General features: G+C 41.8%; 14 protein-coding genes. 4 read left to right on the top strand and 10 right to left on the bottom strand.

Annotated features, from left to right (window positions below):
* Positions 1 to 318, top strand: a 318-nt coding sequence (locus ACTD55_RS03835) for a PEP-CTERM sorting domain-containing protein (RefSeq protein ID WP_438862980.1), incomplete at its 5' end; no start/stop codon positions are given.
* Between the two features lie 67 nt (positions 319 to 385).
* Positions 386 to 3175 carry an XrtA/PEP-CTERM system TPR-repeat protein PrsT gene (gene prsT / locus ACTD55_RS03830; RefSeq protein ID WP_438862979.1) on the top strand — a complete coding sequence of 930 codons (2790 nt, stop codon included), beginning with the start codon at positions 386 to 388 and terminating at the stop codon, positions 3173 to 3175.
* A 71-nt stretch (positions 3176 to 3246) separates the two neighbouring features.
* Here the strand turns inward: prsT and clpB are convergent, their stop codons facing one another.
* The 3 genes from clpB to rluD form a co-directional block, all read right to left on the bottom strand.
* Positions 3247 to 5817, bottom strand: a complete 2571-nt coding sequence (gene clpB, locus ACTD55_RS03825) for an ATP-dependent chaperone ClpB (protein WP_438862978.1) — start codon at positions 5815 to 5817, stop codon at positions 3247 to 3249.
* Between the two features lie 112 nt (positions 5818 to 5929).
* Positions 5930 to 6637 carry a peptidoglycan editing factor PgeF gene (gene pgeF, locus ACTD55_RS03820; protein WP_438862977.1) on the bottom strand — a complete coding sequence of 236 codons (708 nt, stop codon included), beginning with the start codon at positions 6635 to 6637 and terminating at the stop codon, positions 5930 to 5932.
* Positions 6634 to 7614, bottom strand: coding sequence for a 23S rRNA pseudouridine(1911/1915/1917) synthase RluD (gene rluD / locus ACTD55_RS03815; RefSeq protein WP_438862987.1), 981 nt, complete (start codon positions 7612 to 7614; stop codon positions 6634 to 6636). Before rluD ends, pgeF begins: the two co-directional genes overlap by 4 nt.
* 129 nt (positions 7615 to 7743) lie before the next feature.
* Here rluD and ACTD55_RS03810 point away from each other — a divergent pair, with 129 nt between their 5' ends.
* Entirely contained in the window at positions 7744 to 8508 is a 765-nt protein-coding gene (locus ACTD55_RS03810; protein ID WP_438862976.1) for an outer membrane protein assembly factor BamD, read from the top strand.
* 75 nt (positions 8509 to 8583) lie between these two features.
* Here the strand turns inward: ACTD55_RS03810 and glnB are convergent, their stop codons facing one another.
* Both glnB and nadE read right to left on the bottom strand, forming a co-directional pair.
* On the bottom strand, positions 8584 to 8922 hold the full coding sequence (glnB, locus tag ACTD55_RS03805) for a nitrogen regulatory protein P-II (protein ID WP_438862975.1): 339 nt from the start codon (positions 8920 to 8922) through the stop codon (positions 8584 to 8586).
* 20 nt (positions 8923 to 8942) lie between these two features.
* Complete coding sequence (nadE, locus tag ACTD55_RS03800; RefSeq protein ID WP_438862974.1) at positions 8943 to 9767, bottom strand: ammonia-dependent NAD(+) synthetase; 825 nt, start codon at positions 9765 to 9767, stop codon at positions 8943 to 8945.
* A gap of 220 nt (positions 9768 to 9987) precedes the next feature.
* Between nadE and ACTD55_RS03795 the strand changes: the two genes are divergently transcribed.
* On the top strand, positions 9988 to 10533 hold the full coding sequence (locus tag ACTD55_RS03795) for a GspH/FimT family pseudopilin (RefSeq protein ID WP_438862973.1): 546 nt from the start codon (positions 9988 to 9990) through the stop codon (positions 10531 to 10533).
* 47 nt (positions 10534 to 10580) lie between these two features.
* On the opposite strand, the gene ACTD55_RS03790 is transcribed toward ACTD55_RS03795, so the two are convergent.
* From ACTD55_RS03790 to pilV, 5 genes are read right to left on the bottom strand one after another with little or no spacing between them, the layout of a single operon-like run.
* The gene (locus ACTD55_RS03790; RefSeq protein WP_438862972.1) at positions 10581 to 11039 is read right to left on the bottom strand and encodes a type IV pilin protein; all 459 of its coding nucleotides are present in this window, start codon (positions 11037 to 11039) and stop codon (positions 10581 to 10583) included.
* Positions 11039 to 15130 (bottom strand): PilC/PilY family type IV pilus protein, encoded by a 4092-nt coding sequence (locus ACTD55_RS03785; protein ID WP_438862971.1) that lies wholly within the window; start codon positions 15128 to 15130, stop codon positions 11039 to 11041. The genes ACTD55_RS03790 and ACTD55_RS03785 overlap by 1 nt, the downstream gene beginning before the upstream one ends.
* Positions 15131 to 15137: 7 nt before the next feature.
* Positions 15138 to 15722 carry a PilX N-terminal domain-containing pilus assembly protein gene (locus ACTD55_RS03780; protein WP_438862970.1) on the bottom strand — a complete coding sequence of 195 codons (585 nt, stop codon included), beginning with the start codon at positions 15720 to 15722 and terminating at the stop codon, positions 15138 to 15140.
* A complete protein-coding gene (locus tag ACTD55_RS03775) occupies positions 15719 to 16588 on the bottom strand; it encodes a PilW family protein (protein ID WP_438862969.1) in 870 nt (289 codons plus the stop codon). The genes ACTD55_RS03780 and ACTD55_RS03775 overlap by 4 nt, the downstream gene beginning before the upstream one ends.
* Complete coding sequence (gene pilV / locus ACTD55_RS03770) at positions 16589 to 17221, bottom strand: type IV pilus modification protein PilV (protein WP_438862986.1); 633 nt, start codon at positions 17219 to 17221, stop codon at positions 16589 to 16591.
* Between the last annotated feature and the right edge of the window lie 13 nt (positions 17222 to 17234).

Here is a 17234-nt window from a genome sequence, read left to right as displayed (position 1 = left end):
AGTATTGATGGGTCATCTTGGTCAAGTATTGTAGGACAAGGATGGCAATCGATTGGTCAATATGCCGATGTTACTACCACCCAATACCAATCTGTTGGTGGGGGAGTGACATCTAAATATTGGTTAATTGGGGCTTATAATCCTGAATTTGGAACCCTTTTCAACAATGGTTATGGTAATGATGGTTTTAAATTGACTAGTGTGACCACCACTACTCGGGAAGGAAATACAACAGATGTCCCAGAACCCGGTGTAATGGCATTATTTGCTCTTGGATTGTTATCATTGACTAGAGTACGTAAAAAACAACAAAGTTAATTGCTCTTGTACACTGTTTTTCATAGTGTAGACAAATAAAGCATTATTAAAGGTTTGTTCACTAAAAATGAAAGTTATATTTAGTATATTAGGCTTGGCACTTTTATTTAGTAGCCAAGCCTTTTCAATTGAGGCTGTTAATCACTACGAATTAGCTTTAAAAGCATATAATTCAGGCAACACTGATGAAGCATTTATCCATCTAAAAAATTCAATTCAAATAAATCCGACTCATCTACCTTCCAAACTATTACTCGGTAAAGTTTATTTTAATAGCGGTAATGTCGCCGCGGCGGAACAAGAGTTAACTCAATCTTTAGAAATGGGTGCAGACATTAATCTTGTTCTTCCTTTGCTGGGGACAAGTCTAATAGTGCAAAAGAAAGTGGATAAGCTTCTTTCCTATGAAGATCAATACTATAACCTAACAAAAGAAGGGAAGTTTGAATGGCATCTATTGCGAGGGCAGGCATACCTTATTACATCTCAGCCCGATTTAGCCGAGTTTGAATTTAAACAAGCACAGCAACTGTTTCCGGATGACACCCGATCCCTAAATACTTTAGCAACTTTATATGTCAGTAAGGGAATGCTGAAAGAAGCAGAATCAATTATAGAACATTCATTAAACATCGAACCAAATAATGAAAAAACATGGTATTTAAAGGGAGAATTAGCTCTCAAGCAACAAGACCAAAAACAAGCCCTTAGCTGCTTTCTCAAGGCTTACAATATTGATAATCAAGATCCTAAAATACTTCGCAGTCTGACATTAAGTTACCTATCAACAGGACAATTGGAGCAAGCTCGGAAACTAAATGATGTAATACTAGAGCAAACACCAAATGATCCTACAGCGACACTAATTGAAGCCTGGTATTTAAGCAACGAAGGCAAGTCAGAACTGGCCAAAGGTATTTTGGCCAAGTTAAGTCAGGAGATGTCATTACTCGATCCTTCAACCATGCTGTATGACAGAAATACCACAATGGTCAGAGGTATTGCCGAGCTGATGCAAGGTAATATAGAAACCTCACAAAAGTTGTTACTCAAACATATCGAGGAGAGTGCAGGAGATCCGAATGCGCTAAAAATACTGGCTCATATTTATATTAACTCTAACCAATATGATCAAGCCATTTTACTGCTTGAAGACAAGCCCAACATTGTAAATAAAAATCTTGAATTAGGACTATTGTTAATTCAACTATATATTCATGAAAATAATTTGTTTAGAGCCGAAAATATTCAAAAAAAATTATCCAGTCATTTTCCTGATGATCCTGCTTTATTGTTTACTCAAGCACGAATATATGACCTTAAAGGTCAACATGGTATTGCGTTAGCAACTCTAAACTCTATTACGACTGCGGCCCCCAATCAGCAGTTTTTATTATTAAAGGGAAAATTGCTATTAAACAATGGACAACTAGACAAGGCACGAAACATTACAAATAGATTGCTGGAACAAGATGAAAAAAACATCGATGCGCTAAATCTCCTCGCAGCTGTAATGATTGCAAACTCAGAATATGATAATGCTCGTACTGTATTAAAAAAAGTACTCGCTATTAAACCGGATAATATTAGTGCGACTTATAACACGGCATTAATATACAAAAATAACCATGACTATGCTCAAGCTCAAGCAACCCTTTCAGGTATAATCAGTCAGACTCCGTCGCACAAAGCTACTCTATTAGAATTGGCAGACCTTGCTATAGAAACAAATGACCTAAACGCTGCTGAATCATGGATAAACAAATTACTGAATTATTACCCAAGCGATATTGCTGCCAATCGCAAATTATCTGCAATTTATATGGCCCAAAATCGTTGGTCTGATGCATTATTAATTGTTTCACGATTGCTTCAAAATGATCGCTTAAATGCCACGTTACTGCTTCAGCAAGCTCGCATATATTCGGCAATGCGAAACTCAGAAAGTGCCAAATCGAATTTTACTGTTATATACGAATTATGGCTGAGTGATCCGGCTAAGCTGCACTTATTAGCCTCTCATCAAATCAAAGCCAATGACTTACAGGGGGCAAGGAAAACGCTTAATAAAGTGTTATCCCTGTCTGCAGATCATTACAACGCCAAAATAGATCTCGCAAGATTGTCTCTAATTGAAAATAAGCCAGATGAAACTAAGCAACTGATTTCAGAACTCGCTAAAGTTGATGCCAATACTGCAGAACTTTACGTCTTGAAAGGGGATTTAGCTAACCACTTGAAAGATAAGCAGAAAGCAGTAAAAGAGTACGTCAAAGCAATTCTCATAGCTCCCGAAAATAAAGTGGCTATCGTAAAATTATACATGCTTACAAAAGAGGGCTATGGACAAAAAGTCTTTTCCAATACCCTTGAAGATTTGCTAATAAAAGATCCAACATCAAACTGGAAACGCAAGCTATTAGCCGATGCCTACCTTGATAATGATGAATGGGCACTTGCAACCCAGCACTATAAAAAGCTACTAGAAACTGATGAATACCATTTATCTGCTGCCATTTTAAATAACTTAGCGAATATTTATGCCCAAAGTGATTTGGATAAAGCTTACCAAACAGCGAAACTCGCATTAGATAATGGTGGCAATAAGAATCCAGCTTTACTCGATACATTTGGCTGGATACTAGCCAGACAACAAAAGTTTACTGATGCGCTAGCCTATTTAAGAGAAGCCTATGTATTGGATTCCAAAAATCCGGAAATTAGATACCATTTAGGACATACTTTATTCAAACTGGATCGTAACGAAGAAGCAATTAATCAATTAAAAATCGCTACGCAAGCTGACACCTATCCAGAATTCGAAGATGCTGTACTGCTATTAGATAATTTGAAGTAGTTAATATTTGTCAAACGAAGCATTAGAGTACAGTCACGATTTAAAATAAACACCGTGACTGTACCGGTTCATTATTCAATCAAAAAGCCAACATCATCTGCACTTAAATGAATAGTACTGTTAGGTAGAATCGTCCCTGACAATATTCTATGTGCTAATAGGTTTTCAATCTGCTGCTGAATAGCTCTTTTAAGCGGTCTTGCTCCATATACAGGATCGAATCCAGCTTCTGCTAATTTATTTAATGCCTGCTCAGACACCTCAAGTTGATACCCTTTTTGGATTAAACGATTTTTTAAGCCACTCAACTGAATACTGGCAATTTGTTTGATTTGCGAGCTATCAAGTGGGTGGAATACTACCGTATCATCAATTCGGTTAATGAACTCTGGGCGAAAGTTCTGGGCAACAACATCCAAAACACGACGTTTCATCATTTCATAATGGGCTTCATCATTAAGTTCTTGAATAACATCTGAACCTAGATTTGACGTCATAATAATAACCGTATTTTTAAAATCAACGGTTCTACCTTGCCCATCCGTTAAACGTCCGTCATCCAATACCTGCAATAAAATATTGAATACATCTGGATGTGCTTTTTCTACTTCATCAAGCAATATCACTGAATACGGCTTACGTCTAACCGCTTCAGTTAAATATCCCCCTTCCTCATACCCCACATAGCCAGGAGGAGCCCCAACTAAACGTGCTACTGAGTGCTTCTCCATAAATTCTGACATATCGATACGTACCATCGCATCTTCGGTATCAAACATAAAACCAGCCAATGCTTTGCATAGCTCAGTTTTACCCACTCCAGTAGGACCGAGAAACAAAAACGAGCCAATAGGACGATTAGGATCAGCTAAACCGGCACGGGTACGACGTATCGCATTTGATACCGCTTCAACCGCTTCGTTTTGCCCTACCACTCTGGCGTGTAATGCCTCTTCCATACGCAGTAACTTGTCAACCTCACCTTCCAGCATCTTTGATACCGGTATGCCTGTCCAGCGAGACAGTACATCAGCAATTTCATTTTCAGTGACTTTATTTTTAAGTAAATGTAATTCCTGATTTTGTGCATCTGATGCTTGTTCTAACTGCAACTCCAATTCTGGGATACGGCCATATTGTAATTCAGACATACGGCTCAAATCACTGGCGCGTCTGGCAATCTCCAGATCCAGTTTGGCATGCTCCAATTCCGATTTGATGTGTTGTGTGCCTTGCATTGCCGATTTTTCGGCAACCCATATTTTTTCTAACTCAACAAATTTAAATTCTAGCTGTTCGCGCTCCTGTTCAATAATCTCAAGACGCTTATGGCTGGCTTCATCGGTTTCTTTAGCCAAAGCTTGCTCCTCCAGCTTGAGCTGAATAATACGGCGCTCTAAACGATCCATTTCTTCTGGCTTTGAATCTATTTGCATACGAATGCTGGATGCAGCCTCATCGATTAAATCAATGGCTTTATCTGGAAGTTGGCGATCACTGATATATCGATGTGACAAAGTCGCTGCAGCAACAATTGCGGGATCCGTAATATTAACCGAATGGTGTAACTCATAACGTTCTTTTAAGCCGCGCAGAATAGCAATAGTATCTTCCACATTAGGTTCATCTACTTGCACTTTCTGGAAGCGACGCTCTAATGCAGCATCTTTTTCAATATACTGACGGTATTCATCTAAGGTAGTGGCCCCCACACAATGCAGTTCACCGCGGGCTAATGCAGGTTTGAGCATATTACCAGCATCCATTGCCCCTTCGCCTTTACCAGCCCCCACCATCGTATGTAATTCATCAATAAACAGAATGACTTTGCCTTCTTCTTTAGCTAATTCATTCAGTACCGCTTTTAAACGCTCTTCAAATTCACCCCGATATTTAGCTCCAGCAACTAATGAGCCCATATCCAACGATAAGACCCGTTTATTTTTTAGCCCTTCAGGCACTTCACCATTAATAATCCGCTGGGCTAGCCCCTCTACGATGGCCGTTTTTCCGACTCCAGGTTCACCAATTAATACGGGATTGTTTTTGGTTCTGCGCTGCAACACCTGAATAGTGCGACGAATTTCGTCATCGCGACCAATTACCGGGTCAAGTTTTCCTTGTTCTGCTCTTTCAGTCAGATCCAAGGTGAATTTTTCTAAGGCCTGACGCACATCTTCGGCATTAGCATCAGTGACGGCTTCGCCGCCTCTAATTTTTTCGATGGCTTTGGAAATATTTTCTGCTGTGGCACCTAACTGGCGTAGTATTTCACCTAACTTACCTTTATCTTCCGTCGCCGCTAAGACAAAAATTTCAGAGGTAATATATTGATCTTTGCGCTTCTGGGCGATCTTATCCGTCAAGTTGAGTAATACGACAGTTTCTTTACCAAACTGGACATCACCACCGGTACCATCCACATGCGGCAAGCGCTCAATAGCCTCGGCTAAAGCAGAACGTAAACTATTTACATTAACCTTAGCCTGATCCATTAAAGGTCGAACCGAGCCCCCTTCCTGATTCATCATTGCCATCATTAAATGAACCGGTTCGATATATTGATGATCACGCCCTAATGCCAAGGATTGTGCATCAGAAATCGCCATCTGGAATTTACTAGTCAATCTGTCAGAACGCATATTTAGTTACCTGCTGAGACCTTTTAATAATTATAAAATGGGTGCTTAGGTAAGTTATTCAAGCGACGGTAACTAACTAAATTTGATCTATATCAAAAAATGAATCAACTAGTTACTCAAACCAAATATAAGAGACCATGCGACCCGTTTGACCATCACGGCGATAAGAATAGAATAAATCAGGCTGAGTATAAGTGCAGTATTCGCCACCAGAAATATTAACAACACCTAAACGTTGCAAGCGACAGCGAGCAATCTGGTATATATCAGCCATATATTTTTGTGGTTCCAATTGGGTTTTAAAAAACGCCTGCTCATCAATGGAAAACGCTTGTTTTACCTCTTCTCCTACTTCAAAGACCGTCGCACCAATTGCCGGCCCTAACCACGCGTGAATATCGGTATTGTTAACCGCCATCGCAGTAATAGTATTTTCAATGACGCCCTCAGCCAACCCCCGCCACCCAGCATGAATTGCGGCTACCGTACCTGATGTCGTATTCGCCAGCAAAACAGGTAAACAATCAGCAGTCATTACCGCACAAACCACATTGGCTTGATGAGTAAAACTCGCATCCGCATCGTGAACGTGAGAATTATTAGCAAAAAGCTCAATCGCGATATTACTATGGGTTTGATTTAACCAATTAATGTTCCGATCATTAATTAAGCGTGAACGATTAATCATCACGTCATTTTCATTATCCCCCACATGCGTGGCGATATTCATACTTGTATAGGGTTCAGTGCTTACCCCTCCTTGCCGAGTAGAAGTATAAGCACGAATATTAGCTGGAACAGACCAGTTTGGCTGTATCATGGCGAAACAGAATAATCCGGATGTTGAATACTGTCTTCTCTCAATACATCGAGTAAACGAGCAAAATCCTGCGGCAAGGGTGCTTGCCATTTTAACCATTCACCGGTAACCGGATGTTCCAATTCTAATTGAGCAGCATGCAACGCCTGACGACGAAAACTACGTAATATGTCAACTAGTTCTGCACTCGCTGCTTTAGGCGGTCTAGGTCTACCACCATAAAGCTGGTCGCCCACTATTGGATGGCGTAAGTGTGCCATATGTACGCGAATTTGGTGCGTTCTGCCGGTTTCCAACTTCAGCCGTAAATGGGTATGAGCCCGAAACTTTTCTTTAATACGATAATGCGTCGTGGCTGGTTTGCCCATTTCTCTTACAGCCATGCTGGTGCGCTTGGAAGGATGACGACCAATAGGTGCCTCTACCGTACCACCAGCCACCATCGTACCGCAAATTACCGCTTCATATTCACGACTGATTTCTCTAGCTTGCAATTGTTCGACTAAATGGGTCTGTGCCGCAATTGTTTTAGCAATCACCATCAATCCGGTAGTGTCTTTATCAAGACGATGTACAATACCGGCTCGAGGCACACGTCCAATTTCTGGCACATGGGCCAACAGGGCGTTTAGAACAGTCCCATCACCATTCCCCGCTCCTGGATGTACAACTAAATCGGCTGGCTTATTGATCACCATAATATGATCATCTTCAAAAACAATATTTAATTCAATCGCTTCTGGTTGATGTTGTTGCTGTTGTTCTATCAAGGCCTGAATAATGATAGATTCACCACCAACAAGTTTATCTCTTGGGCGATCATTAACGTGGCCATCAACATTAACTTGGCCAGCTAGTATCCAACTTTTTATTCTGGAACGTGAATAATCAGGGAACATTTCGGCTAATCCCTGATCCAATCGTTTACCAAACAAATGTTCGGGAACCGTCGCGCCTAATTCTATATGGTCATGCATGGGTATATCGCCAATTTTCAGATTAAAATGTGCATAGCCCAATTCGGTGGGGTAGAATGCGGTGATTAAGTCATACATTCTAACTGAATTTTTCATCGCACAGAATCGCGATAAACAATAAGAGTCAAAATGAGTAAAAATATCAATTTATATTATGTTGCCTTCACATTGGGCTTGATCGCTTTATCCGGTTGCTCTAGCTCCCCGGAAGAAGATGCAATGCTTAAAAATCAAGGCCCCGAAGCCTTATATGCTCAGGCTAAAGAGCGAATGGAACTGGGTAATTTCAACGGTGCAACGGAAGCGTTGAGCGCATTAGATTCGCGCTATCCATTTGGACCCTTCTCCCATCAGGTTCAACTTGATTTGATTTACACCTATTACAAAACCGGTAAAACCGATCAGGCGATAGCCACAATTGATCGTTTTACCCGACTGAATCCTAACCATTCCGATGTGGACTATGCCTACTATATGCGTGGATTGGTGAATATGGATGTCGATAAAAACTTATTTCAGGATTTAGTGGGCATAGATCGTTCTGATCGTGATCCCAGCCATGCACGGCAAGCTTTTGATGATTTTCGCACGTTAATCGAGAAATTTCCTGAAAGTAAATACGTTGCTGATGCGCAAAAGCGGATGGTGTATATCAAATCCCAATTAGCTAAACATGAGATTGCGATTGCCCGCTACTATATGAAACGTTCCGCTTATGTTGCTGCCGCTAACCGAGGTCAATATGTATTGGAATATTATTCTGATACTCCACAACTGCAAGAAGCGCTGGAAATTATGGTGGAATGTTACGACCAACTGGATTTGGCAGAATTAAAACAAAATGCCCTTAAAACACTTAAACTGAATTTCCCTGATAGTAGCTACGCAGGGTAATTATCTGGTATCAAAAAAACAAAAGCGCTAAATAGCGCTTTTGTTTTTTAACAGACAGCAAAATCTATAATTAACTTATACTGCATCTTCGTTTTCTTCACCGGTACGGATACGAACCACACGTTCAACATCATAAACAAATATTTTACCGTCACCAATTTTACCGGTTTTAGCCGATTGAATAATAGTTTCTACTGCACGGTCGACTTGTTCTTCATTCACGATCAGATCCACTTTTACCTTAGGCAAAAAATCGACTTGATACTCGGCTCCACGATATAACTCAGTATGACCTTTCTGACGACCAAAACCTTTGACCTCCGTCACCGTCATACCGGTGATACCGATTTCGGCTAATGCTTCTCGTACATCATCCATTTTGAATGGTTTAATAATGGCTTCAATTTTTTTCACAAAAAGACTCCTAGAGGTTATTAATCGTAAATTGTTGGTATAGGTTGGCGCTTATGTTGAGTGCGCTGATAAATATTTAATAGTTTTTCATTAACATGAGCTGTAACTTTCTTACCTTCCAGAAAGTCATCAATTTCTTCGTAACTTAATCCCAAAGCATCTTCATCGGCTTTTTGTGGAGTCAAACTTTCCAAATCTGCAGTTGGGGCTTTATCAATTAGACTGGCAGGAGCGCCTAACGTTCTGGCAATCTGTCTAACTTGACGTTTATTTAAGCCAAACAATGGCGCTAAATCACAAGCCCCATCACCATATTTAGTATAAAAGCCGGTAATATTTTCCGCTGAATGATCGGTGCCTAACACCAATCCATCTAAAAGACCGGCAATTTCATATTGAATGACCATCCGAATTCGCGCTTTAACATTACCTTTTACAAAGTCTTGTTTCGTTTCACTGTCCGGCAAGCAATCCTGCAATGCCTGGCAAGTGGCCAAATGCACTCCATCGGCTCCGGGTTGAACGTTAACCATAATATTCTTACTCGGCTTAATAAAATCAATACTAAGTTGCGCATCATGTTCATCAGCTTGCACATGATAAGGTAATCTAACAGCAACAAACTGATATTTCGAAGCCCCATCACTGTTTAACTGATCGACGGCTATCTGTGCTAAACGCCCTAACGTACAGGAATCAATTCCGCCACTAATCCCCAATACTAGCGTTTTCAGCCCAGAAAGATGTAAGTGCTGTTTAATAAAATTCACTCTGCGATTAATTTCATACTCAACATCGATTTGCGGCAATACTCGCATTTCCTGAATAATATCTTCCACCTTCATCTTTAAATCACTCTCGGCCAATTATGTATTGATGCATATCATAAAAAATTTTTACTTATTATGCTTTACTATCTATAAAACAAATGAATATTTATAACGGCTATTTATTCTAGGTTCTATTGGGTATCAACCACACTACTCGATAAACCGTCTACATACCCATCATTTAACCATTATGATGTATTGTATAGTTCTATTATTGTAAATCAGGATGCCATCAGTGAAAAAACAGTATGGACTAACCCTTGTAGAACTGCTTATTACCATTGCAATCGTGGCTATTTTAATCACCGTAGTTGGGCCCAATATGCGCGACATGCTGGTAAAAAACCGAGTGATTTCGCAAATAAATGAAGTCAGCTCCATGATCCAATATGCACGCTCGACAGCAGTCAACGAACAAACCACCACTATTATTTGCCCCAGTCAAGACTTCACAGACTGCAGCACGGACTGGAGTAATGCCAAAATGGTATTTATCGATGCCAATGCTGATGGTACCCGTAATGCTAATGAAGATATTTTAGCGGGAACAGAAATTAATGAAGGGACCATTATTACTACCGGTCCGGCCTTACCCATCCGTTTTAGCGCTACCGGTGTTACAGCCTCTCCTGCGACTATTTTAATTTGTCACGACAGTAAAGAAGCGAAGTTTGCCAGAGCGCTAACCGTTAGCTTACAAGGAAGGGTAAAAACCAGTGATGACAGTAACAATGACGGGATATACGAAGATAATTCAGGTAATCCTCTAGATTGTAGTTAACAGCAAGAATCACTTGCTGTTAACCCGCTTAAAACGATTAGATTAGACTAACATTTCCAACAATATTCACTGTTTGCTAACGTCCCATCGTCATTTTTATCCCAGCCTTTACGACCATCACTGAAATAATACAACACACCATCATCAGCTTGAGATGTTCCTGAAACCGGGGTTGCGGTCAAGGAATAACTACTGCCGCTGGCATTAACAGTCGCGATGACCAGGTTATATTGTTTGTTCGCGGCTGGCTCATTCGAAGGTGAGTAAGTGTGAAAAACGGCCGGAGATCCAGTATCACCACCACCAGAGGCAGCACCTTTATAACTAAAGTTACCCGCTTTATGTCGTTGCATTGCCGCTGCCAACGCCATTAAGTCTGCTTGAGCCGCACTTCGTTTTCCGTTTTTAACAAAGCCTAAATAAGATGGATAAGCAATAGAAGCAATAATGCCAACAATCGCCACCACAATCATAAGTTCAATTAGGGTAAATCCTTTCATTTTCATTACTGTCTCTCCGTTTCTGTTTTCCAGGCACTTTTCTGCACGCGTTCAAGCCGACCATAAATATTTTCTGCCAAACAATCCAACTGGGTCGTACAGGCAATTTCATCACCATCTGCATCCACTTCTTTAACGATTGATCCACACTCGGTACCCAAACAAACTACAGGATGGGTCGGATCTTCAATCAACACTTTAGTCTCTGGTGCAATCCCCGTTTGCTGTAAATCAACAAAACGGTCTGCATGCTCGTCAACGTTATTATGATTCAAGTCGGTCACCGCATTACCATTAATCAGTTCAACTAAATAAGCTCGACTATTACCGCTTGGTGGAGCGCATAAACTGGCGCTGATCTGTGCTGGTACATAACTGGTAAAGAATAATTTGTAATTCAATATTAGTGGTGTAGCTAATACTTTTTCACCACCACTACCTAAACTAATTAACCAACCATGTTTATTCGAAAACGCTGCCGCTTCCAACGCTTGGCTAGCCGCACTCCCTGTTGTTAATGCATGCGCGGTAGCATCATATAAATCTGCAGCCGTAAATGGCGCCGCCGGTAAACTGTAGTTACCATTGGTATCCTTCAAAAATACACCACTGTCCTTAATCATATAAATATTGTCTTTAATCTCTACATTCAGTGGATGAGCACGATAGCCAGAACCAATCGCCACCGCATAATAGTGCTCATCGGCAAGACTAATTTCTGACACATCGGGAGCATAAAAGAAACGCCGATTTTCAGTCGCATCACCGTCATTTGCCAGGCTTGCCAATAGTCCCCCTGTGACCAAATTAGCGACTGACTCACCATTATGTATATCCAAACGGAATATTTGTCCGCCCATATCAACTACATACAAATGATCAGCAATTCCATCACTATCACGATCGATAACCGATATTCTTGCTGGGATACTGTATTGCATATCCGCAAGGTTCATATTAGCCCCGTTATTACTGGCTGACCAAAGTAAGTTGCCCGTATCAGCATCCACTATATACACCGCATTTCCCATGGCATCGGGACCACGCAACAAACGGTTATCCTGATCTTCATCGTAACCGCCACCAAATATCAATACGGTTTTAACACTGCCGCCAATATTCACTTTGGTTACCGTCGGTTTAGACCAGCTTTGTCCCAACTTGGCAAACTGTCCTTGTCCTCCTTCTATTTTAAAGGCCAACGATGGTGAGGTCTTATTGGTAATATCAAAGGCATAATAATTTCTACCGCCACGGCGCATACCGACATACAAATATTTTGTCGAAGACGTCTCGCGTAGCACCATATCCCCATCCATCCCATAGATATGATTAAACGATGAATTGTTCTGATAGAAATCATATAGATTCGGTAACAACTCCTTAGGAATAACCGCAAAGTTTTCATCACCGGTTTCCGGATCAAATGAATGTAAATAGCCTTGATTAGTCGCGACCATAATGGCGCTATCGTTAGCACCATAGTTAACAATAACGGGTTGGGAATGAATGGGATCGCCCATCTGTAAACGGGCATCAGTTGTCGATCCATCATCATCATCATCTTTAACATCAACTCCACGTGCCCACTTTAGTAACACATCACGTAAATCTGTTGGGTTGGGCTGGGTATCAATATTCAAATCGGTTGTGGTAATAGAATTGTTATTTTCATTGAGTCTATTACTTAACGTAGCAATATTGCCCGTACCACTAAACGTATAGACAGCTCGGCTTAAATCCAGACGATTAGCGGCCCCCCCATCACGAACATCACTGCCGTCCGCCAAAGTCGACCAATAACTATGCGCAGTGTCTTTGAAGAATCCAGTCCCGTCATCCACCGCAGCTTGACCATTTTTATCTTTAATCAAGTTTCCGGCTATTTTGTATTTTTTCAGGTTGCCCGGCCAAGCGGTTCCTTCAGCTGGTTTAAACAGGGCAAAATAAAGTTCATCACGGTGAGTCAGTCGGTTTAACTGGTTAACCGCCACACCAGGCGAAACGAAAGTGGCGTTGACATCTTTTACGCTTTTCAAAATGCTTTCGAATGCCGTTAATAATTGAACACTATCGTTGGCAGTATAGAATCCGCCACCGCCCTGCAACGCAAGTTGGCTCAAAAAGTTGTTAGCGGTGGAATTAGCCGCAAAGCCGATGGTATGGGTAATCACTCGCGCATCAATAACCGACTCACTTTTCTTACTAATATTTTTAACCAGATCGATACCACACTTTTCGCCACTGCTGGCGTTAGAGCATGACTTACCCAGTAAGGACTCTATCTCGTTAACACTATGGTTATTATTTGCTTCACCGTCAGACAGCAATACTATGTGGTTATTGGTTTGACATTGGAGATCCGTAACCGGCGAAATATAAGTGGCTCCAGAAGGAATGTATTCATTAATACAATCACTGTCATTTAGATTATCTTCCGAACAACCGTAAGGTAAAACCGAATCATCTCCGGTATAAGATAAACGGTTACTTACTCTGGTATTACGACGAACACTGCTGCTGACACCTGACGTTCCGCGTTGCCTGCCATAATACACATCCCGTCCACCGTAATAGTTAACCGCCTCATATAGGGTATCGACAATCGGTGTTAAACCATCCGATGACAATTCATCGACCTTATTTAATAAATGATCACGCACCGTCGCTACCGTGGCCGGGATCGCATTGCCCTGAAACTTAATTCTAAGCTGAGGCGCCCCGGAAGGTTTACCGTTATAGGAATAAGCGCCTCGGTTACCGTTAAAATTAGACAAAACAAACATCATGGCGTTGCCTGATGCCCAATCGCCTCGATCTACCAAGGTCTGGACTTGATTAACTAATGATGGACTCTGATAGGTATTGTTACGATACCAATTGGGAAGGCCTGACCAAGTTACGGAGGAAGTTTTTGGTTTATTCCTTAATAATCGTCTTGGGTAAGGATAAAAATCGTTTGGATCACCCTCATCGACAGCAGCTATGTCAAACGAAGCGCTACCATAACGATTCTGATAGGCCGTAAACGTCAGGTACGCCTCTTCAACCACTGCATTTTGTGGAATAGTCACATTATCAAAACGTACTCCCACATAGTCATTGTTACTGTCGTTAAAAGTTAATTCGTCTCCGGTATTCTGATAACCATTAGATTGCTCTTCAGCATTATTATTTTGGGTGTCGACCTGAAAATACATATCACCTGACACACATCCTGTCGCTGAAGCTTTGTCATAAGACACCACTAATTCTGCGCCTAAACCAGTGCCTTCGTCATAAGATTTGATATAACGATTACTGCCACCACTCGAACCTGTTCCTTCAATAATCAAACTTAATGCATTACCCCCACACCAGTCGCTTCTATTGACCACTTCTTGGATCACCGCCCCAATATCTGGCGTAACAAATTGTTCATTGCTGGTCGGCCAGTCATTATTGCTATTCCAGTCAATCTGCGCTGCCGTTTTAGTTCGTGTGCTGATGTTGTTGGTAGCTGAACTAAATCCAGCTGAATCACCAACCGCTTCAGCTGTAAAACGAATATTTGCCGGTGAGCTGTTGAAACCATCAGACGCCAATCGCAAATAAGCAGAAGAGATCACCGCCCCACGAGGAATTTGTAACTGCGAAAAACGAAAACCACTCGTGACGGTGCCCGTACCTTCGACAATTTTCACGCGATCATAGGTGACATTCACCGAGCTAGATTCCTGATAGGCATCATCACCTGATGCCGCTACCGACGTGACAATTTCTGGCTCAACGGGAGAATCAATAGGACGAACAGGATAGAGAATGGGTCCACCATAATCAGAAAAACGCATTAACCCTGCATTGATATTAGTGGCAGATCGCAATGCATCTTTTAGGGCATTTTGCACCCGTAACAGGCGAGATTCATAGGTGCCATCCTTACCTGCCATACTGCCTGAACTATCCATAATAAACAGTACGTTAGGGTTATAAGTGAGTTGATTTCCACCCACTCCGAGATAGATTTCTATATCATCCGCTTGAGCAGTAAAACTAATCATCGCTGATAATATTGCAGCAAAGAATGCTGATGCCACTTTAAATTTATTCTGGTACATAGTTTTCCTACCCCCCGTTTGTCGCAGGTGCAAAAACAGAAACATTCAACGAATTAGCTACCGCATAACCAGCGCCTTCTACTTGACCACAACCTCTCACCATAAAATAGTGACAAGTGATATTGCTGCCACCAACCACATTACTGGAACCTAAGCAGGCCCTTTCACCCACAAAGGCTGTACTGGACCAACTATTGATTGCAGGGCTATTGCTGTAAGTGCCGGCAGCATTATTCTGTGCACCAGATTGAACTCCAGCGCTAGTCAGACGACGATTTGTCCACGTGGCAGTATCAAAACAACTCAATGCTTCAGTAGCGGGATCGATTGCTGCATTTTGACGAGCTTGAGTAAGCGGATCAGGCAGAGCATCATTAGCTAAAATAGCTAAATCTTCCGACTCAAAAATAACGCCACCCAGGCCCGCTTCAGCGGCGTCAAAGGCTAAATTATAGGATTCCATGGACTGCGCCATTTTACTTTGCATTAAACTGGAACTTACTGATGAAACCCCCAAGATAGTCAGGCTTAGTAACACCAGCAAGGCGAAAACTAGCACTATCCCTTGCTGTTTCAGCGGAATAGCATTCATATTTTTTTACTCCGAAGAAAATTTTTAACATTGCGAAAACTAATAGTGGTATCGAATTGTTTATACAAACCATGATCCGACGGGGTAATTTCGGCTTCGTTTAATAATTTGAAGGTTGAAACTTGATCGATATAAACTTGCCCTTCTCCTTTGAGCAAAATAGCAATTTGAATAGCAACCACCTGACTACCGCCCGCGATTTCAGCCGCAAGTTGATTAGCCGTAACATAACGCACCGGCCGAGCCGAATTATCTGCCGCCACCGCTGAATTGGTCACGCCATAAACCACTTGGAAACTATATACATCATCTAATAAGGTAAATGCCGCATCCCCATTGTTGCCTACCGCAGCACGTTGCCCCCGCAATACCCGTCCATCAAAACCACGACATTTGAGTTTGTTGTCTTCAACGAAATATTCATTCACAACGTAAAACTCTTCCGCTCCCAGATACCCCAGCTTATAGCCGCGGCAATCTTGTCCTCCCTGCATTCCGGCCACTAAGGTATCATTTGCTCCTGAAGCGCCTTGTGTTGAACCCAACGTAAGGGCATTGGCAAAGTCACCGGGTAAAATAATGGGATGGTTTTGTACAAATGAAGCTTCGGGAACAATATCGACACTGCGATTTAAATTTGGATCAATGGGATCATAACGACCAGCAGTCAGTAATTCTGCACGTAGCCTTGTCATGATAAAGCGGCCACTTTCCTGAGTCGATGCCATGGAACGATTGAGCCTCTCAGTAACCTGATTACTCACCAGCACTTGTACAATCGCACCGGTAATCATCAATCCCAGCACCAAGGCAATCATGAGTTCAATTAAGCTAAAACCGGTTTGAGATAAACGTTGAGTCTTCATCTACAGCACCACATCAAGCACAACGCAATCAAGAGGCTCAGCATTCGCATTCGGATTGCACACCGCGTTTAACTTACGATCAATGTTCTGCCAGTTTTCTACCGGCCAAGTCAACATAATCCGATGTATTGAACCGACACTGCAAGCATCGGCATCAGCCGCATTATTATCATTACAAGTCAGACTTAGTCTTACACTGGGGTTAATTTTGCTGGCAGCACATGACATTTGCCAGCTATCAAATTGGGCTAACTCAGCAGTTGTACAGGTATTGGTATTACAATCAGGAATGCTGGCAGGAATCTGTCGACAAAAACACTGCCAAGGTGCCGCTGAAGAACCACAGCTCAAAGATTCAAAATTATATAGATCAGGATCAAAATAATTATTATCTACCACCGGGCCGCTAGCGGTGGCTGAGACGTAACTATTCGCTCTTAGCTTTTCCGCCATTTGCTGAGCAACAAGTACGGCGTTGGAGCGATTCAATGCATCGGCATTTGAAAACGCTCCGACAAATTGCAATGAGGCCACACCAAGCATACCAATGGCTAGTATAAATAATGTCACCAACACTTCGATCATCCCCACCCCACGCTGAGCAGAGATTGGCGGATAATAGGGTGATGACATGCTGCAATGATTG

This window comes from Neptunicella sp. (assembly GCF_048268085.1).
Taxonomy (GTDB): domain Bacteria; phylum Pseudomonadota; class Gammaproteobacteria; order Enterobacterales; family Alteromonadaceae; genus Neptunicella.
This window is presented reverse-complemented; position numbering and strand designations above follow the sequence as displayed.

Bases quoted from the DNA above. Each gene is read 5' to 3' on its own strand.
- clpB (WP_438862978.1), bottom strand. From the start codon at position 5,817: ATGCGTTCTGACAGATTGACTAGTAAATTCCAGATGGCGATTTCTGAT.
- ACTD55_RS03775 (WP_438862969.1), bottom strand. From the start codon at position 16,588: ATGAAGACTCAACGTTTATCTCAAACCGGTTTTAGCTTAATTGAACTC.
- rluD (WP_438862987.1), bottom strand. From the start codon at position 7,614: ATGCATGACCATATAGAATTAGGCGCGACGGTTCCCGAACATTTGTTT.
- pgeF (WP_438862977.1), bottom strand. From the start codon at position 6,637: ATGATACAGCCAAACTGGTCTGTTCCAGCTAATATTCGTGCTTATACT.
- nadE (WP_438862974.1), bottom strand. From the start codon at position 9,767: ATGAAGGTGGAAGATATTATTCAGGAAATGCGAGTATTGCCGCAAATC.
- pilV (WP_438862986.1), bottom strand. From the start codon at position 17,221: ATGTCATCACCCTATTATCCGCCAATCTCTGCTCAGCGTGGGGTGGGG.
- ACTD55_RS03780 (WP_438862970.1), bottom strand. From the start codon at position 15,722: ATGAATGCTATTCCGCTGAAACAGCAAGGGATAGTGCTAGTTTTCGCC.
- ACTD55_RS03810 (WP_438862976.1), top strand. From the start codon at position 7,744: ATGAGTAAAAATATCAATTTATATTATGTTGCCTTCACATTGGGCTTG.
- ACTD55_RS03790 (WP_438862972.1), bottom strand. From the start codon at position 11,039: ATGAAAATGAAAGGATTTACCCTAATTGAACTTATGATTGTGGTGGCG.
- prsT (WP_438862979.1), top strand. From the start codon at position 386: ATGAAAGTTATATTTAGTATATTAGGCTTGGCACTTTTATTTAGTAGC.
- ACTD55_RS03785 (WP_438862971.1), bottom strand. From the start codon at position 15,130: ATGTACCAGAATAAATTTAAAGTGGCATCAGCATTCTTTGCTGCAATA.